Source organism: Streptomyces sp. NPDC044002, from assembly GCF_056434525.1.
Genome location: NZ_JBWKEZ010000001.1, coordinates 106,553 through 130,287, shown reverse-complemented (window position 1 = coordinate 130,287; position 23,735 = coordinate 106,553). Strand labels below are relative to the sequence as shown.

Below are 23,735 nucleotides of genomic sequence, written 5' to 3'. Positions count from 1 at the left end.
CCTCGCAGCGGAGCCAGGCAGAAGGGGTCGAACGGCGGCCCCGAGCCGCCTATCGATACGCGGTCCGAGGCCTGCGAACCGCCTCTTCAAGTCACTGACACACCGTCAGAACGAGCGTCAAATGAGCGTCACGAGCGTCATTTCAGCGTCAAGATATCGCCCGTAACGCCCACAGTGCACATAATGCACATCGGTAAACCTGCAGGTCAGGAGCTCTTCGCGACGGGTTCAAGGATCGCGACGCACTCCACGTGGTGGGTCATCGGGAAGAGGTCGAAGACGCGGAGGGTGCGGACACGGTAACCCGCGTCCTTGAAGTAGCCCAGGTCGCGGGCCAGGGCCGCCGGGTCGCAGGCGACGTAGGCGATGCGGCGGGCCGAGAGGCTTGCGATGTGGCGGACCGTCTGCTTGCCTGCGCCGGCGCGGGGCGGGTCCAGGACCACCAGGTCGCACTCGGTGATGCCGGTGCGCGGGAGGGCGGTGTCGACCTTGCCCTGTTCGATGCGGACCCGGGGGAAGTCCGCCAGGTTGTGGCGGGCGTCCTCCACCGCGCGCTTGCCCGACTCGATGCCGAGGACCGCGCCCGTCTCGCCGAGGCGCTCCGCGAGCGCGCCCGCGAAGATGCCGACGCCGCAGTAGAGGTCGAGGGCCATCTCGCCCTTGCGCGGCATCAGGCCCTGCATGACGGCCTTGATCAGGGTGTCGGCGGCCTGCGGGTGGACCTGCCAGAAGCCGCCCATGCCGACGCGGTACGTACGGCCGTCCGCGCGCTCGCGGACGAAGGGGCGGCCGTGGACGCGGTGCACACCGCCGTCCTTCTCCTCGACGCGGAGGACGGAGACCGGCTTGTCAAGCTCGACGAGCGGGAGGCGGCCGCCGGGGCGGGGGGTGAGGACTACCTGGCGGTCCTGGGAGCCGGTCGCGGCGATGGCCTCGACCGTGGCCATCTGGGGCCAGTCCTGCTTCTCGATGCCCAGCTCCGACACCCCCGGGGCGGCGATCATGCAGTGGTCGACGGGCTCGATGTCGTGCGAGCGGTGCTTGCGCAGGCCCGCCCGGCCCGTCTCGTCGATGGCGTACTGGACGCGGGTGCGCCACTGCGGGACCTGCCCGGCCGGGAGCTTGTCGCCCTCGGCCGGCATGACGGTGCCGTCCCAGCCGGCCTCCTCCGGGGTGAGCCCGGCGAGCCGCTTCAGCTGCTCGGCGACGACCTCGCCCTTGAGCCGGCGCTGGGCGCCCGGCTTGGCGTGCTGCCAGTCGCAGCCGCCGCACTTGCCGGGGCCGGCGTACGGGCAGGGGGCCTCGACGCGGTCCTTGGAGGCGGTCAGGACGGTGATGGCGTCGGCGCGCAGGAAGCGGGAGTCCGACTCGCCTTCGGTGACCCTGGCGATGACCTTTTCGCCCGGCAGGGTGTGGCGGACGAACAGGACGCGGCCGTCCGAGGTGCGGGCGATGCAGTGGCCGCCGTGCGCGACGGGGCCGACCTCGACCTCGTACTCCTCCCCGACCAGTGACTGCTTCTCGTTCTGCTCGGTCATGGTGAGGAGGCTCCAAGGGAAGTGGATCAAAAGGGGACGGCCGGAGGACCGACCCACCAGTTTACGTGGGTCTCCTCCGGCCGTTCACCATCGGCTGCGCGGCTACTTGCCCGCCGGGTCCTTCTGGCGCGGCCTCGGCGTGTCGACGGGGCCTCGGCGCACCGCGCCCGGGGCGTTCCACTCCTGGCGCTTCTTCGCCCGCCGCTTGGCGAGCTCCGAGGACTCCAGCTGGTAGGGCACCGAGGTGACCATCACGCCGGGCGTGAACAGCAGCCGGCCCTTGAGGCGCAGCGCGCTCTGGTTGTGCAGGAGGTGCTCGTACCAGCGTCCGACGACGTACTCGGGGATGTAGACGCTGACCGCGTCGCGCGGGTTCTCGCTGCGCAGCCCCTTCACGTACTCGACCACCGGCCGGGTGATCTCGCGGTAGGGCGAGTCGAGGATCTTCAGCGGGACGTTGATCCCGCGCCGCTCCCACTCGGCCCGCAGCGCCTTGGTCTCGGCCTGGTCGACGCTGATGCTGAGCGCCTCCAGGGTGTCCGAGCGGGTCAGCTTGGCGAAGGCCAGGGCGCGCAGGGTCGGCTTGTGGACCTTGGAGACCAGGACGATCGAGTGGACCCGGGAGGGGCGCACGCTGTCGTCGCTGGGGCCCTCGTCGGCGGCGATCTCGGCGGCGACGCGGTCGTAGTGCTTACGGATCGCGGTCATGGTGCCGTAGAAGATCAGCATGCCCAGCAGGGCGACCCAGGCGCCGTGGGTGAACTTGGTGGCGAGGACGACGACCAGCACCATGCCGGTGAAGAAGGCGCCGAAGGTGTTGATCGCCCGGGAGCGGATCATCCGGCGGCGTGCGGACTGGTCGCGCTCGGTCTTCAGGTGGCGGTTCCAGTGCCGCACCATGCCGATCTGGCTCAGCGTGAAGGAGACGAACACGCCGACGATGTAGAGCTGGATCAGCTTGGTGGAGTCGGCGTCGTAGATCCACACCAGCAGTATGGCCGCGCCGGCGAGCAGCACGATGCCGTTGGAGAAGGCGAGGCGGTCGCCGCGGGTGTGCAGCTGGCGCGGCAGGTAGCGGTCCTGGGCGAGGATCGAGCCGAGCAGCGGGAAGCCGTTGTAGGCGGTGTTCGCGGCCAGGAAGAGGACGAGCGCGGTGGCCGCGGCGAGCAGCACGAACAGGAAGCTGCCGCTGCCGAAGACGGCCTCGGCGACCTGGGAGATCACCGGGTGCTGGACGAAGCCGTCGCCGACCGGTACGCCGTTCTCCAGCAGGTTGGTGGCGGGCGCCTCGGCCATCTTCACGTCGGTGGCCATGGCCAGGCCGATGATGCCGCAGAACATGGTCACGGCGAGGCCGCCCATGAGGGCGAGGGTGGTGGCGGCGTTCTTGCTCTTGGGCTTGCGGAAGGCGGGTACGCCGTTGCTGATCGCCTCGACACCGGTCAGGGCGGCACAGCCGGAGGAGAAGGCGCGCAGCAGCAGGAAGACCAGCGCGAAGCCGGCCAGCCCCTGGTGCTCCGCCTTGATTTCCAGGTTGGCGGTCGGGGCTTCCATCGTGTCGCCCATCACGATGCCGCGCCAGGCACCCCACGCGATCATCACGAACACGGCGCCGACGAACACGTACGTCGGGATGGCGAAGAGCTTCCCGGATTCCTTCACTCCGCGCAGATTCATCAGCGTGAGCAGCAGAATCATGACGATCGCCGAGAGCACCTTGTGCTCGATGACGAAATCGACGGCGGAGCCGAGATTCTCGACGCCGGAGGAAATGGAGACGGCGACGGTGAGGACGTAGTCGACGAGCAGGGCGCTCGCCACGGTGAGGCCGGCCTGGGGTCCGAGGTTGGTGTTGGCCACCTCGTAGTCGCCGCCGCCGCTGGGGTACGCGTGGACGTTCTGCCGGTAGGAGGCGACCACGGTGAACATCAGCACGACGACCGCGACCGCGATCCAGGGGCTGAAGTGGTACGCCGACACACCCGCGATCGACAGGACCAGCAGTACCTCGCCCGGGGCATATGCCACCGAGGAGAGCGGGTCGGATGCGAACACAGGAAGGGCGATCCGCTTGGGGAGGAGCGTTTCCCCGAGGCGGTCGCTGCGCAGCGCCCGGCCGATCAGGATCCGTTTGGGCACGTCGGTCAGTTTGGACACGCAGAGGATCGTAAGCGTTCGAAATGTGGCTGACGAACCCCCTGCCCCCGATCCGCACCAATGCGCCGCCAATGAAGCACCTGTCGGACCCCAAACGGCCACACTGGTGACCACCCGTGTGTAGCTTGGGCCATGGTCTGAGACCCTGATTAGCCAGAGCATGCAATGAGGCTGGAAACCAGCGAGCAGCTGTCAGCCGGAAGGACGGCCGTGCACATCGTCATTATGGGCTGCGGAAGGGTGGGCTCCGCCCTCGCGCAGACCCTGGAACAGCAGGGGCATACGGTCGCCGTGGTCGACCAGGACCCCACCGCATTCCGCCGGCTCGGGGCCTCCTTCGGCGGCCGCCGCGTCACCGGTGTCGGCTTCGACCAGGACACGCTGCGGGAGGCCGGGATCGAGGAGGCGGGCGCTTTCGCCGCCGTCAGCAGTGGTGACAATTCCAACATCATCGCGGCCCGCGTGGCCCGCGAGATGTTCGGCGTGGAGAACGTCGCCGCACGAATCTACGACCCCAAGCGCGCCGAGGTGTACCAGCGCCTCGGGATCCCCACCGTCGCGACAGTGCGGTGGACCGCCGACCAGATGCTGCGCCGGCTGCTCCCCTCGGGCGCGGAGCCGCTGTGGCGTGACCCGAGCGGCGGCGTGCAGCTCGCGGAGGTGCACACCTCCGCGGCCTGGATCGGTCACAAGGTCAGCAAACTGCAGGAGGAGACCGGCGTCCGTGTCGCGTTCCTCACCCGCCTGGGCGAGGCGATGCTGCCGACTTCGCAGACCGTCCTCCAGGAGGGCGACCTCGTCCACGTGATGATGCGCACGGACGAGATCGACAAGGTCGAGGCGGCCTTCGCCGAGGGCCCCGAGGAGGCACACGCATGAGGGTCGCGATCGCCGGAGCCGGGGCCGTGGGCCGCTCCATCGCGGGCGAGCTGCTGGAGAACGGCCACGAGGTGCTCCTCGTGGACAAGGCGCCGACCGCCATCTCGGTGGAGCGGGTGCCGCAGGCGGAGTGGCTGCTGGCCGACGCCTGCGAGATCACCTCGCTCGACGAGGCGGCGCTGCAGCGCTGCAACGTGGTCATCGCCGCGACGGGCGACGACAAGGTGAACCTGGTCGTCTCGCTGCTCGCGAAGACCGAGTACGGGGTGCCGCGCGTGGTGGCCCGCGTGAACAACCCGAAGAACGAGTGGCTCTTCAACGAGTCCTGGGGCGTCGACGTCGCGGTGTCCACGCCGCGCCTGATGTCGGCCCTGGTCGAGGAGGCCGTCAGCGTCGGCGACCTGGTGCGCCTGCTGCGCTTCAGCCACGGCGACGCCAACCTTGTGGAGCTGACCCTGTCGGCCGACTCCTCGGTCGCGGGCACCCAGATCAGCGAGATCTCCTGGCCGGAGGACACCTCCCTGGTCACGATCATCCGCGGCAACCGGGTGCTCACCCCGCACGGCGAGGAGACCCTGGAGCCGGGCGACGAGCTCCTCTTCGTGGCCGCCCAGGCCCGCGAGGAGCAGCTGGAGGACCTCCTCCAGGCACGTCACTAGCGGCGCGGCGCGCGAGAAGGGGCGGGGTGACCTGATGGCCACCCCGCCCCTTCTCGCGTCTCAGACCCGCTTGTGGCGGCCGGACTGCCCCGGCTGCGCCGACTGCCCGGCCTCCGCCGCCTTCGCCGCCTTCGCGGCCTCGTGCGCGGCCTCCTCGGCCTCGTACTCGGCGATCACGTCGATCGGCGGCGGCGCCTTCGCCAGGAAGACCCAGGTGAAGTACACCGCCAGCACCATCGGCGGGAGCTTCAGCGCGATCAGCACCCAGCCGAGCTGCGTCGCGTCACCCCACCAGTACAGCGGGAAGATGATCGCGTACTTGGCGAGGAAGATCAGCCCCCACGCGAGGCTGGCCTTCACGTACGCCTTCTTGCGCCCCGGGTTGCGCGTGCGCCAGGACAGGTTCTCCTTGAACACCGGCCCGAGGATCACGCCCAGCAGCGGGAAGCCCGCCAGCGCCGAGAGCGTGAAGGCCAGGCCCAGACAGACCCCGTAGATCATGCCGGGCAGGTAGAAGCCCTTCGGGTCGCCCGTGAACAGGGCGAAGGCCACGCCCAGGCCCACGCCGAAGACCCCGCTGAAGGCGTGCTTCACGGTGTCCTTGCGCAGCAGCCGCACGATCACCAGCAGTACGGCGACCCCGCCCGCGGCGATGGCGGAGGACTTCACGTCCTTGTTGATCGTGTAGATCATCACGAACAGCAGGCCGGGGAGCATCGTCTCCACGGTGCCCCGGACGCCGCCGAAGGCGTCGAAGAGCGCCGCCTGCGTGACCGCGCTCTGGTCGTCGGCGGTCGCGGCGGACGTGGCGGGCGTAGCGGGGCCTGCGCCCGGGTCCGGCGTGGTCGGCTTGTCGAGTGGCGTCACCGGTCAGTGCTCCTGTCCGAGTGGGCGGAGTTCGTACTTCGGGTTGAAGAGCACCCGGCGGCCGTGGCTCATCGAGATGCGGCCCGAAGCGATCATGCGCCGCCCGGGTTCGATTCCCACGATCGAGCGACGCCCGAGCCAGACCACGTCCAGCGCGGCGGAGCCGTCGAACAGCTCGGCCTCCAGGGCGGGGACCCCCGCCCGCGGCCGGAGGGTGACGGTGCGCAGCGTGCCGGTCACCTTCACTATCTGACGGTCGTGGCAGTCGCAGATCCGCGTGCACCCCGCGGCTTCTGCGTCCTCCTGCAGTTCCGCCGAATGCAGCTCCTCCTGGGAGGTGGACAGCCGCTCTATCATCCGGCGGAACCGGCCCGCCGGCCTGGCCGGTTTCGCGGGCTTCTCGGGACGCGGTTCAGCACTCATACCGGAAGCGTACCGGCGCCCCCGCCGCCTCTCGAAGCCCCCGCTACTTCTCGAAGCGGTACCCCATGCCCGGTTCGGTGATGAAGTGCCGGGGGTGCGAGGGGTCCGCCTCCAGCTTGCGGCGCAGCTGGGCCATGTAGACCCTCAGGTAGTTGGACTCGGTGCCGTAGGAGGGCCCCCAGACCTCCTGGAGCAGCTGCTTCTGGCTGACCAGCTTCCCGCCGTTGCGCACGAGCACCTCCAGCAGGTGCCACTCGGTGGGGGTGAGGCGTACGTCGTGCCCCTCGCGCACCGCCTTCTTGGCCGCGAGGTCCACCGTGAAGCCCTCGGTGGAGACGACCACCTCGTCCTCGCCGTTCCCGGCGGCCGGCTCGGCCCGGCGGACGGCGGCGCGCAGCCGGGCCAGCAGCTCGTCCATGCCGAAGGGCTTGGTGACGTAGTCGTCGGCGCCCGCGTCGAGGGCCTCGACCTTCTCGTCGGAGCTGTGCCGGGCGGAGAGCACCAGGATCGGCACCCGCGTCCAGCCACGCAGGCCCCTGATGACCTCGACGCCGTCCATGTCGGGCAGGCCGAGGTCGAGGACGACCACGTCGGGGTGGCGGGCGGCCGCGAGTTCCAGGGCGCCCGCCCCGTCGGCGGCCGCGTCGACCTCGTACTTGCGCGCCTTGAGGTTGATCACGAGGGCTCGGACGATCTGCGGCTCGTCGTCCACCACGAGCACCCGGGTCATCGGGGACCTGCTTTCTGTCGTTCGGCGGGGAGGTCCCCGGCTTCGTTCGGTTCGGTCGGTTCGGTCGCGGCGGTCGCGGCGGTCCCGGCGGTCGCGGCGGCGTCCGGCGGGCCGCCGGGGGCCGCCGCCTTCAGTGTGAGCACCATGGTCAGCCCGCCCCCGGGAGTGTCCTCGGCGGCGAGCGTGCCGTCCATGGCCTCGGCGAAGCCCCTGGCCACCGCGAGCCCCAGGCCCACGCCGGCGCCGCGCGGGGCGTCGCCGTGCCGCTGGAAGGGGGCGAATATCCGGTCCTTGGCCTCGTCCGGGACCCCGGGCCCGCGGTCGACCACGCGCACCTCGACCCGGTCTCCGAGGAAGCTGGCCGCGACCAGGACCCGCTCTCCGGCGGGGCTGTACTTGACGGCGTTCTCCACCACGTTGGCCACGGACCGCTCCAGCAGCCCCGGGTCCACCGCCACCATCGGCAGGGACTCCGGCACGTCGAGCAGCACGCTGTCCTCCGGTACGCCGCCCAGCGCCATCGGGACCACCTCGTCGAGGTCGATCTCCCGGATCAGCGGGGTCACGGTGCCGGTCTGGAGCCGGGACATGTCCAGCAGGTTGCCGACCAGGTGGTCGAGCCGGTCGGCGCCCTCCTCGATCCCGGCCAGCAGCTCGGCCCGGTCCTCCTCGGACCACTCCACGTCGTCGGAGCGCAGGGAGCTGACGGAGGCCTTGATGGAGGCCAGGGGCGTACGCAGGTCATGGCTGACGGCGGCCAGCAGGGCGGTCCGGATCCGGTTGCCCTCGGCCAGCCGGCGCGCCTCCTCGGCCTCCCCCACGAGCCGCTGCCGGTCCAGCACCACGGCGGCCTGGGCGGCGAAGGCGCCGAGCACGCGGCGGTCCTCGGCGGGCAGCACCCGCCCGGACAGGGCCAGGGCCATGTGGTCGCCGATCGGCATGTCGACGTCGGCGTCCTCGGGCCGGGCGGCCGGGCGGGGCCCGACGCTGCCTGCCGGGGTCCAGGGCTCCACCTCGCCGTCCCGTTCCAGCAGGGCCACCGACTCCATCGCGAAGGTCTCCCGCACCCGCTCCAGCAGCGCGTCCAGGGCGGTCTCGCCGCGCAGCACGCTCCCGGCCAGGGTGGACAGGATCTCGGACTCGGCCCGCAGCCGGGCGGCCTGGTGGGTGCGCCGGGCGGCGAGGTCGACCACCGAGGCCACCGAGACGGCCACCCCGAAGAACACGGCGATGGCCATGATGTTCCTGGGGTCGGAGATGGTGAACCGGTGCACCGGCGGCGCGAAGAAGTAGTTCAGCAGCAGCGACCCGAAGGCCGCCGAGGCCAGTGCCGGCCAGAGCCCGCCCAGCAGGGCGGCCGCGACCGTCAGCGCCAGGAAGAGCAGCATGTCGTTGGCGAGGCCGGGGTCGGCGTCGATGTTGGTCAGCAGTGTGCACAGCAGCGCGGGGAAGACGACGCCGACCACCCAGCCCGCCACGATCCGGGGCCGGCCGAGCCGGGCCGCCGAGCGGGCCACGGGCAGCCCCCGACCCCGGGCCACCTCCTCGTGGGTGACGATGTGCACGTCGAGGTCGGGCCCGGAGTCGCGGGCGACGGTGGCGCCCACCCCGGGCCCCAGCACGTACTGCCAGGCCTTGCGGCGGCTGGAGCCGAGCACGATCTGGGTGGCGTCGACGCCGCGGGCGAAGGCGAGGAGGGACTCGGGGACGTTGTCGCCGATCACATGGTGAAACGTTCCGCCAAGGTCCTCGACCAGGGTCCGCTGCACCGCGAGCTCCTTGGGCGAGGCCGAGGTCAGCCCGTCGCTGCGGGCGATGTAGACGGCGAGGACCTCGCTGCCGGAGCCCTTGGCCGCCATCCGGGCGGCCCTGCGGATGAGGGTGCGGCCCTCGGGGCCGCCGGTGAGGCCCACCACGATCCGCTCACGGGCCTGCCAGGCCGAGCGGATGCCGTGGTCGCCCCGGTACTGCTGGAGGTACTCGTCGGCCCGGTCGGCGACCCACAGCAGCGCGAGCTCGCGCAGCGCGGTCAGGTTGCCCGGCCGGAAGTAGTTGGACAGGGCCGCGTCCACCTTGTCCGGCTGGTAGATGTTGCCGTGCGCCATGCGCCTGCGCAGCGCCTGCGGGGACATGTCGACCAGCTCTATCTGGTCGGCCCGCCGCACCACCTCGTCCGGCACGGTCTCGCGCTGCCGCACCCCGGTGATCTTCTCCACCACGTCCCCGAGGGACTCCAGGTGCTGGATGTTGACGGTGGTCACCACGTCGATCCCGGCGCGCAGCAGCTCCTCCACGTCCTGCCAGCGCTTCGCGTTGCGCGAGCCGGGGACGTTCGTGTGCGCGAGCTCGTCCACCAGGGCCACGGCGGGGCGCCGGGCGAGCAGCGCGTCCACGTCCATCTCGGTGAAGCCGGCCCCGCGGTGGGAGAGCTCCCGCCTGGGCACCTGTTCGAGGCCGTGCAGCATCACCTCGGTGCGCGGCCGCCCGTGGTGCTCGACGAAGCCGACGACGCAGTCGGTGCCCCGTTCCACCCGGCGGTGGCCCTCCGAGAGCATGGCGTACGTCTTGCCCACTCCGGGTGCCGCGCCGAGATGGATCCTTAGCCTTCCGCGTCCCATGCGCTCATTCTCGGGGACGTTCCCGCTGTTCACGCACCGAAAGGGTGTCGTCCGGACATCCTGACGCATTCCTGACGCACGCGCAGGAGTGCCCGGGCGCGCGAAGGCCCGCGGGCCCTCCCCCAGGGGGGACGGGGCCCGCGGGCCGGTGAGAACCCTTCGCGGGGTCCGGGTCAGCGGACCTCGGTGATCTCCGGGCCGCGCTCCAGCTGGCCCATGCCGCCGGAGAAGCGCGAGCCCTCCTGCTCCTCGGCCGTCTGCACGCCGTCCGGCACCATCTGGGCGTCGTTCGGCAGCTTCAGGACGATCGGGTCGCGCGGGGCCATCGGGCCGTCGCCGCGCACGACGACGGTCTCCCGGAAGATCTGCTCCAGCACGCCGGCCGACTCGGGGCGCACCGCGCCCTGGCCGGAGATGACGCCGCGCAGGAACCAGCGCGGGCCGTCGACGCCGACGAAGCGCACCAGCTGGGCGCCGGTCTGGCCGTCGGGCAGCGGGACGGGGACCTGCGCGCGCAGCTCCCAGCCCAGCGGGCCGTCGACCTCGTCGATGATGCCGCCCTGCTGGGTGATGCCCGAGGCGATCTCGTCGCGGACCTCGCCCCAGATGCCCTCCTTCTTGGGGGCGGCGAAGGCCTGCAGCTGCACGGCGCTGTCGTTCAGGACGACCGTGGCGGCCACGATCGCGTCACCCGCGACCTCGACGCGCAGCTCCATGCCCTCGACGCCGGGCACGAGGATGCCGCCCAGGTCGACCCGGCCGTCGGCCGGGTTGCCGAGCACCTCGGAGACGTCCCACGGGCCGTCGGGCCGCGGGGCGGGGGGCAGGTTGAGCCTGCGGGGCGCGGCGGAGTCGTCGCCGGCCTGCTCGTCGGCAGCCACGCCGTTCACGACCTGCTCGGCCGCGCCGCCGTCATGGGCGGAGTCGTTCTTCTTGCGACGTCCGAACACGTCACTGTCCTTCCCGGTCGGATACGACCGAAGCGTAGCCATTCCCACCCTGCTGCTGACCAGCCCCGGATCCGGCCACGGCCGCATGGCCGCCGGTGGAGCCGAACCCCCCGTCGGCCCGGGCCGAGCCGGGAAGCTCCGCCACCTCGTGGAAGCGCACCTTCTCGACCCGCTGGACAACCAGCTGGGCAATGCGGTCGAATCGCTCGAACCGGACGCTCTCGCGCGGGTCGAGATTGACCACGATCACCTTGATCTCCCCACGGTACCCGGCATCCACCGTCCCCGGGGCATTCACGAGCGCGAGCCCGCAGCGGGCCGCCAGGCCCGAGCGCGGGTGCACGAAGGCCGCGTACCCGTCGGGCAGCGCGATGGAGACGCCGGTGGGCAGCACGGCCCGCTCCCCGGGCTCCAGCTCGGCGGCCACCGTGGTCACCAGGTCGCAGCCGGCGTCGCCGGGGTGGCCGTAGGCCGGGATGGGCACCTCGGGGTCGACGCGGCGGATCAGCACGTCGACGGGCGCATGGGTGTTCTGGGACATCAGGGGTTCACCTCGAAGGCGCGTGCGCGCCTGACCTGGTCCGGGTCGGACATCGCCGCCCGGATCTCCTCGGGCCGACCGTTGTCGATGAAGTGGTCGACCTTCACCTCGATGAAGAGCGCGTCCGCGCGGACGGCGACGGGGCCGTCCGGGCCGCCTATCCGGCCCACGGCGGTGGAGTAGATCTTCCGGCCGGCGACGGCGGTGACCTCGGCCTCCAGGTACAGCACGGTGTCCACGGGCACGGGCCGCACGAAGTCGGTCTCCAGCCGGCCGGTCACCGCGATGACGCGCAGCAGCCAGTTCAGGGAGCCCAGCGTCTCGTCGAGCGCGGTGGCCAGGACGCCGCCGTGCGCGAGACCGGGTGCGCCCTGGTGGGCGGGCTTGACGGTGAACTCGGCCGTGACGCGTACGCCCTCGCCCGCGCGAGCCTCCAGATGGAGCCCGTGCGGCTGGCCCCCGCCGCACCCGAAACAGTGTTCGTAGTGCGCGCCGAGGAGCTCCCCGGGCGCGGGGGCATCGGGGTGCCGGACCGGTGCGGAGGCATCTGCCGGGGGCGTCAACGCCGTGTTTCGTCCACTCACAGGCGCTGACCTTACCCGCGCGGCTACCCGCCGGTCGCCCCGTGGGAGGCTAGGTCCCATGCAGCCCTCCCCCGCGCACCACGACGAACGACTCTCCGCGCCCCGCTCCTGGTGGGGCATAGCGGCCCTGACCGGTCTGGCGTGCGCGCTGATGCTGCTGCCGCTCGGCACCCTGCCGCTGCTGGCGGGGCTGGTCGGCGGCGCCGCGCTGACGGGGATGCTGGTGAGTTCGTACGGCTCCGCGCGCGTGCGCGTGGTGAACGGCGCGCTCGCGGCCGGCGACGCCCGGATCCCGGTGGCGGCCCTGGGCGAACCGGAGGTGCTGGAGGCGGAGGAGGCGCGCGCCTGGCGCACGTACAAGGCCGACACCCGCGCCTTCATGCTGATGCGCAGCTACGTCCCGACGGCGGTCCGGATCGAGGTCACCGACCCGGCGGACCCGACCCCGTACGTGTACGTCTCCACGCGCGAGCCGCAGGCCCTAGCGGCGGCCGTCCGCGCGGCGAAGGCCGCCGCTGCGCAGGTCTGATCCGGCGGGGGCTCAGCCCCCGTCCGGGCGGCGCCCCTCAAGCGCGGCCCTGGTGGCCTCGGGAAGGGGCCCGGAGGGGCGCTCCAGGGGCGGCAGGGCGGTGAGGGCGTCCCAGGGCACGGCGCGGCCGCGCAGGTCCCCACGGACCTTCTCGGCGAGTTTCCTGGTGTCGCGGCGGTTCATGACGGCTCCGACGGCGGCGCCGACCATGAACGGCATGAGGTTCGGCAGGTTGCGGAACATCCGCTTCATGATCTGCTGGCGCAGTTCGCGCTTCATCTGCCCGCCGAGCGCCGCGTTCAGCGTGGTCGGTTTGGTCAGGTCGATACCGCGCTCCTGGGTCCAGGAGGTCAGGTAGGCGAGGCTGCGGTCCTTCAGGCCGCCCGGCGGGCGCTGCCCGTAGACCTCGTGCAGCTCGGCGATGAGCTTCAGCTCGATCGCGGCGACCCCGGTGATCTCCGCGGCCAGCTCCGCCGGCATCGCGGGCGGGACCGGCAGCATGGCCGCGGCGCCGATGCCGGCGCCCACGGTCGAGGTGCCGTTGGCGGCCCCGGCTATCAGCTTGTCGGCCAGCTGGTCGGGACCGAGGTCCGGGAACTGCGCCCGCAGGGTCGCGAGGTCCCGCACCGGAACGCGCGGGGCGTTCTCGATGATCAGGTCGGTGATGTACAGGGCGGCGGCCTTCGCGCTTTCGCCGCCCTTGCGCACACCGTTCTTGACGGCTTGCATCCGACGCGTCCCGGGCCTGCCCCGGGACTCCTCGTCCGCCACTGCGGCCGACGGCACCGCCGCGGCGGTGTCGGACGGCACCACAGTCGCCCCGAAGGCCTGGCCGCCGGCGTCCGCGGGGCCCGTTTCCGGGCCCGTGGTCACCGCGCGAACCTGCGCCTCCGGATCGGCAGATTTCCGGAAGCGTCGCTTCCGAAAGGGCGTCGAGCCGGTCACGGCCGTCCTCAGTCGCAGTCGCGGCAGATCGGCTGGCCGTTCTTCTCGCGCGCCAGCTGGCTGCGGTGGTGCACCAGGAAGCAGCTCATGCAGGTGAACTCGTCGGCCTGCTTGGGCAGCACCCGGACGGCCAGCTCCTCGTTGGAGAGGTCGGCACCCGGGAGCTCCAGGCTCTCGGCGCCGTCGAAGTCCTCGATGTCGACGCTGGACGTGACCTTGTCACTGCGCCGTGCCTTGAGCTCTTCGATGCTGTCGTTGTCGACGTCGTCGTCGGTCTTGCGTGGGGTGTCGTAGTCCGTTGCCATTTTTTCGCTCTCCCCCTCTGGGATTTAGCGGTGTCTCAGCGCACGTAACGCGCGAGAGGCCGGACTTGTGCCCGACCTGAGGCGGAGATTTTGCCTCACATCAAGGTCTGTTACTCAATCGACACCCAGCCGCGTACCCGAAGGACTCCGTGGCCGGGATGTCGAGCGGGACCGTACACGGTCGGGGGGCCGTCATGCACGAACGCCACCCCGTGTATTTCCCGCCATCCGGGGGGCCGGAAACCCGGACTTCCCGGGCTTTCCGGCCACCTTGGGGTCACAGAACGCGCATGACCCGACACTCGGCACTGTGATCGATCACACAGGTGGGGCCCTCCGCGGCCGCCGCCGCGTTCCGCTGACGGCGAACAGGACCCGGGCGGATCAAAGGGGCAACGTGACACGCATCACGAGGCCACCGCCCTCGCGGGGCGTCGCGAGGATGCGGCCGCCGTGTGCGCGCGCCACGGAGCGCGCGATCGACAGGCCGAGCCCCACACCCTTGTCGCTGCCCGTTCGCTCGGTACGCAGCCGTCTGAAGGGCTCGAAGAGGCTGTCCACCTCGTACGCGGGAACCACGGGACCCGTGTTCGAGACGACGAGCACCGCCTGGCCGTGCTGCGCCTCCGTCGTGACCTCCACCCAGCCGCCCTCCGGCACGTTGTACCGGACGGCGTTCTGCACCAGGTTGAGGGCGATCCGCTCCAGCAGGACGCCGTTGCCCTGGATCACGGCCAGCGCGCGCTCGCCGCGGATCTCCACGCCCTTGGCGAGGGCCTCGCCGCGAGCCTGGTCGATGGCGCGGGAGGCGACCTCGGCGAGGTCGACCGGTTTGCGCTCGACGATCTGGTTCTCGCTGCGGGCCAGCAGCAGCAGTCCCTCGACCAGCTGCTCGCTGCGCTCGTTGGTGGCCAGCAGCGTCTTGCCCAGCTGCTGGAGCTCCACCGGCGCTCCGGGGTCCGAGAGGTGGACCTCCAACAGCGTCCGGTTGATCGCCAGGGGGGTCCGCAGCTCGTGCGAGGCGTTGGCCACGAAGCGCTGCTGGGCCGTGAAGGCCCGCTCCAGGCGGTCGAGCATCTCGTCGAAGGTGTCGGCGAGCTCCTTCAGCTCGTCGTCCGGCCCGTCCAGCTCGATCCGCCGGGTCAGGTCGGAGCCCACCACCCGGCGGGCGGTACGGGTGATCTTGCCCAGCGGCGAGAGCACCCGGCCGGCCATCGCGTAGCCGAAGGCGAAGGCGATGACGCTGAGGCCCAGCAGGGCCATCAGCGACCGGCTGAGCAGGTCGTCCAGGGCGTGCTTGCGCTGGTCGAGGATGCACTGCGCGATCGCGGCGTTGAACTGGTCGATCGACTGGTCGATGCCCACGCCGGAGCAGGTGGTGCTGGAGACCTCGACCTTCTGGCCGCCGACGATCTTGAAGGGGAGCGCGTTGCCCTCCCTCAGGGCCTGGGCGGCCAGCAGGTAGATGATCGACAGCAGCAGGATCCCCGCGATCAGGAACATGCCGCCGTACAGCAGCGTGAGCCTTATCCGGATGGTCGGCCGCAGCCAAGGGAAGGGACCCTCTGGCTGGCCGCCGGGGTCCCAGGTCGGTTTCGGTGGCGCCGCGGGCGGCGCCGGGGTCGAGGCCACCGGATCAGATCCGGTAGCCGGAGCCGGGCACGGTCACGATGACGGGCGGCTCCCCGAGCTTGCGGCGCAGGGTCATGACGGTCACCCGGACCACGTTGGTGAACGGGTCGGTGTTCTCGTCCCAGGCCTTCTCCAGCAGCTGCTCGGCGGAGACCACGGTCCCCTCGCTGCGCATGAGCACCTCCAGCACCGCGAACTCCTTCGGCGCCAGCTGCACCTCGCGGCCCTCCCGGAACACCTCGCGGCGGTTCGGGTCCAGCTTGATGCCGGCCCGCTCCAGCACGGGCGGGAGCGCGACGGTGGTGCGCCGCCCGAGGGCGCGCACGCGGGCGGTCAGCTCGGTGAAGGCGAAGGGCTTGGGCAGGTAGTCGTCGGCCCCGAGCTCCAGGCCCTCGACGCGGTCGCTGACGTCGCCGGAGGCGGTGAGCATGAGCACGCGCGTGGGCATGCCCAGCTCGATGATCTTCCGGCAGACGTCGTCGCCGTGCACCAGCGGAAGGTCCCGGTCGAGCACGACCACGTCGTAGTCGTTCACCCCGACGCGCTCCAGCGCCGCGGCGCCGTCGTACACGACGTCCACGGCCATGGCCTCCCGGCGCAGGCCCGTGGCCACCGCATCGGCGAGCAGCTGCTCGTCCTCGACGACGAGTACGCGCACGTCGTTTCCTTCCTTCGAGCCCTTCAGGGCACACGTGTATTGCGCCTCCATCCTGCCGGTTTCGGCCGTAAACCGGCTGTAAGGCGCCCCTGGGGGCCTCCGGGGGCGTGCGTACGGCGTGGAAGCGGCGTGTGGACGCGGTGGAAGTGAGGATTCCCTCGCCTTACGAGGTTTCTGGGCCCAGGGTGCCGGGGAGGACGAGGAGCACACCCCAACCACACCCTGAAGCGGCGGACTGCCCCGTGCTCTCCGCCGTCGACCCACGCAGAGGGGGCGCACCCACCATGGACGCATTCACCGCGGGTCTCCTGCAGCGCATCAAGGCCACGCAGTCGGACCTCAGCAAGGCCCGTGAGACGGGCGACGACTACCTCGCGGATGTGGAACAGGCCGAGCTGGAAGACCTCCAGCGGCTCGCCGCGGAACACGGCGTGGCGGTTTCGGCCGCCTGACCCGAAGACATCTCCGAGCTCACAGCGCACCCACCGGGCCCCGGCCGCCGAAAGGCGGCCGGGGCCCGGTGCCGTCCGCCGCCCCGGGGGCGCGCCCGGTCAGTCGTGCCAGGCCCCGGCTTCCTCCAGCAGCTGCTGGAGCGGTGCGAAGACCGCCGGGGTGGCCGCCAGCGCCAGCTCCCCCGAGGCCGGCTCCGAGGGCCGGCCGCCCGTCAGGGCGCCCGCCTCGCGGGCGATCAGCTCGCCCGCCGCCAGGTCCCAGGGGTTCAGCCCGCGCTCCCAGTACCCGTCGAGGCGCCCCGCGGCGACGTCGCACAGGTCGAGCGCCGCCGAGCCGCCGCGCCGGATGTCGCGCACCACGGGGATGATCCGCGCGGCGACCCCGGCCTGGTGGGCCCGCCGCGCCTGGAGGTACCCGAAGCCGGTGGCGATCAGCGCCCGGTCCAGCGGCGCGTCCGGCCGGCAGGCCAGCCGGGAGGTGCCCGACCAGGCCCCGCCGCCCAGCACCGCGTGGTACGTCTCCCCGCGCATCGGCGCCGCCACGACGCCCGCCACGGTCTCGCCGCCGTACTCGGCCGCGATGGACACGCCCCAGCTCGGGAGCCCGTAGAGGTAGTTCACGGTGCCGTCCAGCGGGTCGACGACCCAGCGGACGCCGCTCGTGCCGGGGCTGTCCGCGCCCTCCTCGCCCAGCAGCCCGTCCGCGGGCCGGCGCTCGGCGAGGATGCCGGTGATCAGCTTCTCGGCGGCGATGTCCATCTCGGTCACCACGTCGATCGGGCTGCTCTTGGTCGCGGCCACCGCCAGATCGGCCGGCCGGCCGTCGCGCAGCAGCGCTCCGGCCCGCCGGGCGGCCTCCAGGGCCACGTCCAGCAGCTCGGCCTTCAGGTCTTCCGGGATCACGCTTCCCCCTATGCGTACGGGCTGTCCGTGCCGGCGGCGGCCGGCCGGGGCGCGCGGGCCGGGCAGCAGCCCACCGCGCACAGGTCGTGGCTCTGCCCCAGCGTGCCCACCCAGCACTCCTGCGGCCGCTCCCCGCGCTCGCGGGCGGCGCGCTCCAGCACGAGTTCGCGTACCGCGGCGGCGAAGCGGGGGTCGGCGCCGACGGTCGCGGAGCGCTCGGCGGGCAGGCCCAGCTCGGCCGCCTTCGCCTTCGCCTCGGTGTCGAGGTCGTACAGGACCTCCATGTGGTCGGAGACGAAGCCGATCGGCACCATGACCACGGCGGGCGCGCCGTCGGCGTGCAGGGCCTCCAGGTGGTCGCAGATGTCCGGCTCCAGCCACGGGATGTGCGGGGCGCCGCTGCGGGACTGGTAGACGAGCTGCCAGGGGTGCGCGGTGCCGGTCTCCGCCGCGACGGCGTCGGCGATGACGCGGGCCACGTCGAGGTGCTGCTTGACGTAGGCCCCGCCCCCGCCGCCCTCGGTGTGGTCCTCGACCGGGCCGGAGGTGTCGGCCGCGGAGTCGGGGATGGAGTGGGTGGTGAAGGCCAGCCGGGCCCCGTCCCGGACCCCGGCGGGCAGTGCCGCGAGCGAGGCCAGCACCCCGTCGGTCATGGGCCGCACGAAGCCGGGGTGGTTGAAGTAGTGCCGCAGCTTGTCCACGCGCGGCAGCTCCAGGCCCTCCTCCTCCAGGGTGGCCAGGGCGTCGGCGAGGTTCTCGCGGTACTGGCGGCAGCCCGAGTACGAGGCGTACGCGCTGGTGGCGAGGACCGCGATGCGGCGGCGGCCGTCACGCACCATCTCCCGCATCACGTCGGTCAGGTACGGGGCCCAGTTCCGGTTGCCCCAGTAGACCGGCAGGTCCAGCCCGTGCTCGGCGAAGTCCTTGCGCAGGGCGTCCAGCAGCTCCCGGTTCTGCGCGTTGATCGGGCTGACCCCGCCGAAGCCGAAGTAGTGCTGCCCGACCTCCTTGAGCCGCTCGCGCGGGATGCCCCGGCCGCGCGTGACGTTCTCCAGGAACGGCACGACGTCGTCGGGTCCCTCGGGGCCGCCGAAGGACAGCAGCAGCAGGGCGTCGTAGGGGGCGGCGAGGCCTTCGGCCGCGGGCGCGGAGGGGGCACGGAGCTGGTCTGACATGCCTCGAATCCTGCCACTCGGGGTCCGCCGGGGAGAACCGGCCGGTCCGCATCCCGGACGCGGCGTAGGTAAGGTGACCCTAAGTTGAAGCGTTGATTTTTCCCCATGCGGGCGCCTTGTCGGCAGTCGTAACCTGTATGGGCCTCTGACGTCCCTTACGGAGCGACCTTGCCCAGTCCCTACCGCGCGATCTTCGCGGCCCCCGGCACCAAGGGGTTCAGCGCCGCCGGCCTCATAGGCCGGCTGCCGATATCCATGGTCGGCGTCGGCATCCTCACGATGATCTCGGAGATGACCGGCCGCTACGCGATGGCGAGCGCCCTCACCGGCACCCTGGCCCTCGCCGCCGCGTTCATCGGCCCCCTGGTCTCCCGCCTGGTGGACCAGTACGGGCAGCGGCGGGTCCTGCGCCCCGCGACCCTGATCTCCACCGCGGCCGTCACCGGCCTGGTACTGGCCGCCGCCAACGGCCTTCCCGACTGGACGCTCTTCGTCTTCGCCGCCGTCGCCGGCTGCGTGCCGAGCGTCGGCTCGATGGTCCGCGCCCGCTGGACCGAGCTCTACCGCGACTCCCCGCGCGAGCTGCACACCGCGTACTCCTTCGAGTCCGTGATCGACGAGGTGTGCTTCATCTTCGGCCCGATCCTCGCCATCGGCCTGTCCACCACATGGTTCCCCGAGGCCGGACCGGTGATCGCGGCCGGCTGCCTGCTCGTCGGGGTCTGGCTGCTCACCGCCCAGCGCTCCACCGAGCCCGCCCCGCACCCCCGCAGCCCCGACGCCGACCGCGCCTCGGCCCTGCGATCCCCCGGCCTCCAGGTGCTGACCGCCACCTTCGTGGCGACCGGCGCGATCTTCGGATCCATCGACGTGTCCACTCTGGCCTTCGCCGAGGAGCAGGGCAGCAAGTCGTCCGCCAGCTTCATCCTGGCGATCTGGGCGGCGGGGTCCTGTATCGCCGGAATCGTGTTCGGCCTGCTGCACCTGAAGGGCAAGGCCGAACGCCGCTGGGTACTGGGCATATGTGCGATGGCCGTGAGTATGATCCCCCTCCTACTGGCCGGGAACCTTCCGTTTCTGGCCGTGGCGCTCTTCGTCTCGGGCCTCGCCATCGCTCCCACGATGATCACCACGATGGCCCTGATCGAGGCGCACGTACCACGCGCGAAGCTCACCGAGGGCATGACCTGGATCAGCACCGGCCTGGCGGTCGGGGTCGCGGCCGGCTCCTCGGTGACCGGTCTGGTCATCGACGCGGCCGGGGCCCAGCGCGGGTTCGTGGTCTCGATCTCCTCGGGAGTGGCCGCGGCGGCGGTGGCGTTCGCGGGTTACCGCCGGCTGACGAGGCCGGCGCAAGGGGAGGAGCCTGCCAGCGATGGCGACGTCGGGGACAGCAGCAGCAGCGAAGAACGCACCGGGCACGTGGCGTAACTGGGCGGGCAACGTCCGCGCCACGCCCGCGCGCGTGGTGACTCCGGCCTCGGTCGGGGAGCTCCAGGAGGCGGTCCGCCGGGCCGCCGAGGAAGGGCTGCGGGTGAAGGCGGTCGGCACCGGCCACTCCTTCACCGCGGCGGCCGCGACCGACGGGGTGCTCGTACGGCCGCAGGCGCTCAGCGGGATCCTGTCGGTCGACCGGACGGCCGGCACCGTCACCGTGGCGGCGGGCACCGCCCTCAAGGACCTGAACCGGGACCTGGCCCGGCAGGGCCTCTCGCTCGCCAACATGGGCGACATCATGGAGCAGACGGTCTCCGGCGCCACCGGCACCGGCACGCACGGCACCGGCCGCGACTCGGCCTCCATCTCCGCCCAGATCCGCGCGCTGGAGCTGGTCACGGCGGACGGCCGACTGATGACCTGCTCGGAGAAGGAGAACCCCGAGGTCTTCGCGGCCGCCCGGATCGGCATCGGCGCCCTGGGCGTCGTCACCTCGATCACCTTCGCGGTGGAGCCGCTCTTCCTCCTGACCGCCCGTGAGGAGCCGATGCGCTTCGACCGGGTGACCGCCGAGTTCGACCAGCACGTCGCGGAGAACGAGCACTTCGAGTTCTACTGGTTCCCGCACACCGGCAACTGCAACACCAAGCGCAACAACCGCAGCCAGGGCCCCGCCGCCCCGCCCGGCGCGGTCAGCGCCTGGATCGAGGACGAGCTGCTCTCCAACGGCCTCTTCCAGGCCGTCAACTCCCTGGGCCGCGCCGTCCCGGCGGCCATCCCCTCGATCGCCCGCGTCGCCAGCCGCGCCCTGTCGGCGCGCACCTACACGGACATCCCCTACAAGGTGTTCACCAGTCCGCGCCGGGTGCGGTTCGTGGAGATGGAGTACGCCCTTCCGCGCGAGCGGGCGGTCGGGGCGCTGCGGGAGCTCAAGGCCATGGTCGACCGCTCCGGCCTGCGGATCAGCTTCCCGGTGGAGGTGCGCACGGCTCCGGCGGACGACATCACGCTGTCCACCGCCTCGGGGCGGGAGACGGCGTACGTCGCGGTGCACATGTACCGGGGCACGCCGTACCAGGCCTACTTCACGGCGGCCGAGCGGATCTTCACCGCCCACGGGGGACGGCCGCACTGGGGCAAGGTGCACAGCCGGGACGCGGAGCAGCTCGCCGCGGTCTACCCGCGCTTCGCCGAGTTCACCGCGGTACGGGACCGGCTGGACCCGGACCGGCTGTTCGGCAACGACTACCTGCGTCGGGTCCTCGGGGACTGACCCCCGCTCAAGGGGCGCTGGGCGAGGGCTCGGGGCCGCCTCCCGCGCCGCCGGAGCCCGGGGTCGGGCCGTCGGGGCCGGGGATTTGCCGCGAGGGGGTCGGGGCGGGCGTCGGCCCCCCGGACCCGGAGGGGGTGGGGCCGGGGGACGGGACCTGGCCGCCGGGCGAGCGGGAGGGGCTCGGGGAGGTCCCGGATCCGGGGGTCTTCCCGTCCGTCCCCGGCGTGCCGCCGCGGTCCTGCCCGCCGCCGGGTCCGCCCCGCCGGCCCGTGCCGCCGCCCCCGCCGGCCCCCTCCCGGTCCGGCTTCGGCGGGGCGGGCGTGTGGTCGGGGGCGGTGCGGGAGCCGCCCGACCAGATGGTGCGGCCGTCGCTGCTGACGGAGGTGCCCGCGAAGGCCTCGTACGTCCCGAGGCCGCCGAGGGCGAGGGCGAAGGCGGCCCCGGAGGCCACCGCCGTGCGCTTCCAGCCCCGTACGCGGGTGCCGTGCACGGTGGCCTCCCCGAACTCCCCCGGCGCCGGGGCCGGGACCGCGGTGCCCTGCTCCCCGTCGGGCGGCGGGACCTGACGGGCCCTGGGGCGGGCGCTCTCGCGGAGCTGGTCGCCGGTGCGGCGGAACAGGTGCTGGATGACGGGCCCGCCGGCGGTGGCGACCACGCTGACCACGCCCGCGCCGAGGATGGTCCCGTAGACGCCCATCTTCGAGGCGAGCAGGGCGGCCGCGACGGTGGCGAGGGAGCTGCCCGCGACCTGGGTCACGCTCAGGTCGAGCTTCCTGCGCCCCTGTTCCTCCGGGTTCGCCGTGTCCGCCGCCTTCTGACCCATCGCCATCCCCTGTGTGTCCCGCCTCTCGCGCCTCTCCTCTTCCAGCAGTTACTGACCGCTGAGCGAAATGGAAAGTTCCGTTTCTGCGGATTCTGTGAAGCAGGACACCCCGAAACGGCCGCGTCCGCAGGTGGACCGGGATGCCGACCCGATTCCGGGCAGGCCAACTCCCGCCGCCGGGGACAAGTTCGGCGGCGCGGCGGTCCACCCGGGTGGCCCGAATGGAGTACTGTGGCGAGCCCTGGGACCGTCCTTCCTTCCGGATGTCCGGACCCGGGAGAGGGGGCCGGCTGATGGAGAAGCGGCACTCAAGACCGGTGATGCCGCGGTATCGCACGGGTTCCTGCTGCGCACAGTAACCACTTGGTCACTGTGCGTGCCCAACAGGTAACCGTGCCATAACGTCGATCAAGGGCGCATGCCCGACACGCCGGTTTAACTCGGCAAGGTTGTGGCAGGCTGCACCCGGGCAGGCCACACTCGACTAGCGGAAGCAGCGACGCACGTGACGTCGGCAGGCACCACCCGGGAGGTCCCCATGCCCGAACTGCGTGTCGTGGCCGTCTCGAATGACGGAACACGACTGGTGCTCAAGGCTGCGGACAGCACGGAGTACACGCTTCCGATCGACGAGCGGCTGCGGGCTGCCGTGCGCAATGACCGCGCGCGCCTGAACCAGATCGAGATCGAGGTGGAGAGCCACCTCCGCCCCCGCGACATCCAGGCCCGCATACGGGCCGGTGCCTCCGCTGAGGAGGTCGCCCAGCTCGCCGGCATCCCGGTCGACCGGGTACGCCGCTTCGAGGGCCCGGTGCTGGCCGAGCGCGCCTTCATGGCCGAGCGGGCCCGCAAGACCCCCGTGCGCCGCCCCGGCGAGAACACCGGACCGCAGCTCGGCGAGGCCGTGCAGGAGCGCCTCACGCTGCGCGGGGCCGACAAGGACTCCGTGCTGTGGGACTCCTGGCGCCGCGACGACGGCACCTGGGAGGTGCTGCTGGTCTACCGGGTGGCGGGCGAACCGCACTCGGCGAGCTGGTCGTACGACCCGCCGCGCCGGCTGGTCGTCGCCGTGGACGACGAGGCCCGCTCCCTGATCGGCGAGGCCGACGACCTGCCGTCCACCCCGGAGCCGAGCTTCCCGTTCGTTCCCCGGATCGCCCGGCTGCCCCGGGACCGGCCGCTGGACCGCGCCCTGGACCGGCAGATCGAACGGCCCGACAGCCGGCCCGCCCCGCCGCCCCCGCCGGAGCCGGAGGAGGAGCGGGACACGCTGACCAGCCTGCTGGAGGCGGTCCCGAGCTTCCGGGGCGACCTGGTGGTGCCGGACCGTACGGAGGCTCCCGCCGAGGAGCAGGAGTCCGAGGAGCCCCCGGCCGCGGCGGCGTCGGCGGGTGCCGGCGCGGCGTACGCGGACGTGCTGATGCCGCGAACGGTGGCGGGCCACCGCGAGCGGCTGACCGGGACCACCGACCGGCAGGCCGAGGCCGACGGGGTCCGGCCGGGACGCCGGGCGGCCGTGCCCAGCTGGGACGAGATCGTCTTCGGGACCCGGCGCAAGAAGCAGGAGTAGCGCGCGGGGGGGGGGGGGGGGGGGGGGGGGGGGCGGGGGGGGGGGGGGGGGGGGGGGGGGGCGTGGCCATTGCAGTCGTCACTGCCC

At 72.2% G+C, this 23,735-nt stretch carries 23 protein-coding genes; 7 read left to right on the top strand and 16 right to left on the bottom strand.

Annotated elements, in window-relative coordinates; translation table 11 throughout:
* Positions 1 to 206: 206 nt before the first annotated feature.
* Positions 207 to 1,538 carry a class I SAM-dependent RNA methyltransferase gene (locus AC07A6_RS00550; RefSeq protein ID WP_478775445.1) on the bottom strand — a complete coding sequence of 444 codons (1,332 nt, stop codon included), beginning with the start codon at positions 1,536 to 1,538 and terminating at the stop codon, positions 207 to 209.
* A gap of 102 nt (positions 1,539 to 1,640) precedes the next feature.
* Entirely contained in the window at positions 1,641 to 3,695 is a 2,055-nt protein-coding gene (locus AC07A6_RS00545; RefSeq protein WP_478775444.1) for an APC family permease, read from the bottom strand.
* Between the two features lie 210 nt (positions 3,696 to 3,905).
* On the opposite strand from AC07A6_RS00545, the gene AC07A6_RS00540 reads away from it, so the two are divergent.
* The gene (locus AC07A6_RS00540) at positions 3,906 to 4,574 is read left to right on the top strand and encodes a potassium channel family protein (RefSeq protein ID WP_358891940.1); all 669 of its coding nucleotides are present in this window, start codon (positions 3,906 to 3,908) and stop codon (positions 4,572 to 4,574) included.
* Complete coding sequence (locus AC07A6_RS00535; protein ID WP_007267059.1) at positions 4,571 to 5,233, top strand: potassium channel family protein; 663 nt, start codon at positions 4,571 to 4,573, stop codon at positions 5,231 to 5,233. Before AC07A6_RS00540 ends, AC07A6_RS00535 begins: the two co-directional genes overlap by 4 nt.
* 60 nt (positions 5,234 to 5,293) lie before the next feature.
* Here the strand turns inward: AC07A6_RS00535 and AC07A6_RS00530 are convergent, their stop codons facing one another.
* The 7 genes from AC07A6_RS00530 to AC07A6_RS00500 form a co-directional block, all read right to left on the bottom strand.
* Positions 5,294 to 6,100: a DUF3159 domain-containing protein gene (locus AC07A6_RS00530; RefSeq protein WP_478775443.1), complete on the bottom strand. Its 807-nt coding sequence runs from the start codon at positions 6,098 to 6,100 to the stop codon at positions 5,294 to 5,296.
* 3 nt (positions 6,101 to 6,103) lie between these two features.
* Entirely contained in the window at positions 6,104 to 6,523 is a 420-nt protein-coding gene (locus AC07A6_RS00525; RefSeq protein ID WP_125816976.1) for an OB-fold nucleic acid binding domain-containing protein, read from the bottom strand.
* 43 nt (positions 6,524 to 6,566) lie between these two features.
* Positions 6,567 to 7,253 carry a response regulator gene (locus AC07A6_RS00520; RefSeq protein ID WP_362473809.1) on the bottom strand — a complete coding sequence of 229 codons (687 nt, stop codon included), beginning with the start codon at positions 7,251 to 7,253 and terminating at the stop codon, positions 6,567 to 6,569.
* Entirely contained in the window at positions 7,250 to 9,871 is a 2,622-nt protein-coding gene (locus AC07A6_RS00515) for a DUF4118 domain-containing protein (protein WP_478775442.1), read from the bottom strand. Before AC07A6_RS00515 ends, AC07A6_RS00520 begins: the two co-directional genes overlap by 4 nt.
* Before the next feature lie 173 nt (positions 9,872 to 10,044).
* Entirely contained in the window at positions 10,045 to 10,821 is a 777-nt protein-coding gene (locus AC07A6_RS00510) for a DUF3710 domain-containing protein (protein WP_007267053.1), read from the bottom strand.
* A 1-nt stretch (position 10,822) separates the two neighbouring features.
* The gene (dut, locus tag AC07A6_RS00505) at positions 10,823 to 11,362 is read right to left on the bottom strand and encodes a dUTP diphosphatase (RefSeq protein ID WP_125816974.1); all 540 of its coding nucleotides are present in this window, start codon (positions 11,360 to 11,362) and stop codon (positions 10,823 to 10,825) included.
* Entirely contained in the window at positions 11,362 to 11,946 is a 585-nt protein-coding gene (locus AC07A6_RS00500; RefSeq protein WP_125594768.1) for a PaaI family thioesterase, read from the bottom strand. The genes dut and AC07A6_RS00500 overlap by 1 nt, the downstream gene beginning before the upstream one ends.
* 58 nt (positions 11,947 to 12,004) lie before the next feature.
* Between AC07A6_RS00500 and AC07A6_RS00495 the strand changes: the two genes are divergently transcribed.
* Positions 12,005 to 12,475 (top strand): DUF3093 domain-containing protein, encoded by a 471-nt coding sequence (locus AC07A6_RS00495; RefSeq protein ID WP_478775441.1) that lies wholly within the window; start codon positions 12,005 to 12,007, stop codon positions 12,473 to 12,475.
* A gap of 12 nt (positions 12,476 to 12,487) precedes the next feature.
* On the opposite strand, the gene AC07A6_RS00490 is transcribed toward AC07A6_RS00495, so the two are convergent.
* The 4 genes from AC07A6_RS00490 to AC07A6_RS00475 all read right to left on the bottom strand — a co-directional run bounded on the left by AC07A6_RS00490 (position 12,488) and on the right by AC07A6_RS00475 (position 16,015).
* Entirely contained in the window at positions 12,488 to 13,420 is a 933-nt protein-coding gene (locus AC07A6_RS00490; protein ID WP_478775440.1) for a hypothetical protein, read from the bottom strand.
* Positions 13,421 to 13,428: 8 nt separating this feature from the next.
* Positions 13,429 to 13,725, bottom strand: coding sequence for a DUF4193 domain-containing protein (locus AC07A6_RS00485; RefSeq protein WP_007267048.1), 297 nt, complete (start codon positions 13,723 to 13,725; stop codon positions 13,429 to 13,431).
* 384 nt (positions 13,726 to 14,109) lie between these two features.
* Positions 14,110 to 15,357: a sensor histidine kinase gene (locus AC07A6_RS00480; RefSeq protein ID WP_362473791.1), complete on the bottom strand. Its 1,248-nt coding sequence runs from the start codon at positions 15,355 to 15,357 to the stop codon at positions 14,110 to 14,112.
* A gap of 4 nt (positions 15,358 to 15,361) precedes the next feature.
* Positions 15,362 to 16,015, bottom strand: a complete 654-nt coding sequence (locus AC07A6_RS00475; RefSeq protein ID WP_007267046.1) for a response regulator transcription factor — start codon at positions 16,013 to 16,015, stop codon at positions 15,362 to 15,364.
* 284 nt (positions 16,016 to 16,299) lie between these two features.
* Here AC07A6_RS00475 and AC07A6_RS00470 point away from each other — a divergent pair, with 284 nt between their 5' ends.
* Positions 16,300 to 16,467 carry a hypothetical protein gene (locus AC07A6_RS00470; RefSeq protein ID WP_266842923.1) on the top strand — a complete coding sequence of 56 codons (168 nt, stop codon included), beginning with the start codon at positions 16,300 to 16,302 and terminating at the stop codon, positions 16,465 to 16,467.
* A gap of 99 nt (positions 16,468 to 16,566) precedes the next feature.
* On the opposite strand, the gene AC07A6_RS00465 is transcribed toward AC07A6_RS00470, so the two are convergent.
* On the bottom strand, positions 16,567 to 17,370 hold the full coding sequence (locus AC07A6_RS00465; RefSeq protein ID WP_478775439.1) for an inositol monophosphatase family protein: 804 nt from the start codon (positions 17,368 to 17,370) through the stop codon (positions 16,567 to 16,569).
* A gap of 8 nt (positions 17,371 to 17,378) precedes the next feature.
* Positions 17,379 to 18,545: a ferrochelatase gene (locus AC07A6_RS00460; RefSeq protein ID WP_386272409.1), complete on the bottom strand. Its 1,167-nt coding sequence runs from the start codon at positions 18,543 to 18,545 to the stop codon at positions 17,379 to 17,381.
* A gap of 168 nt (positions 18,546 to 18,713) precedes the next feature.
* Between AC07A6_RS00460 and AC07A6_RS00455 the strand changes: the two genes are divergently transcribed.
* The gene (locus AC07A6_RS00455) at positions 18,714 to 19,976 is read left to right on the top strand and encodes an MFS transporter (RefSeq protein WP_362474506.1); all 1,263 of its coding nucleotides are present in this window, start codon (positions 18,714 to 18,716) and stop codon (positions 19,974 to 19,976) included.
* A complete protein-coding gene (locus tag AC07A6_RS00450; RefSeq protein WP_386272410.1) occupies positions 19,921 to 21,255 on the top strand; it encodes a D-arabinono-1,4-lactone oxidase in 1,335 nt (444 codons plus the stop codon). Before AC07A6_RS00455 ends, AC07A6_RS00450 begins: the two co-directional genes overlap by 56 nt.
* 7 nt (positions 21,256 to 21,262) lie before the next feature.
* Here the strand turns inward: AC07A6_RS00450 and AC07A6_RS00445 are convergent, their stop codons facing one another.
* Positions 21,263 to 22,084, bottom strand: a complete 822-nt coding sequence (locus tag AC07A6_RS00445) for a hypothetical protein (RefSeq protein ID WP_478775438.1) — start codon at positions 22,082 to 22,084, stop codon at positions 21,263 to 21,265.
* A 532-nt stretch (positions 22,085 to 22,616) separates the two neighbouring features.
* Here AC07A6_RS00445 and sepH point away from each other — a divergent pair.
* Positions 22,617 to 23,648 carry a septation protein SepH gene (gene sepH, locus AC07A6_RS00440; protein WP_042804146.1) on the top strand — a complete coding sequence of 344 codons (1,032 nt, stop codon included), beginning with the start codon at positions 22,617 to 22,619 and terminating at the stop codon, positions 23,646 to 23,648.
* Positions 23,649 to 23,735: the final 87 nt, after the last annotated feature.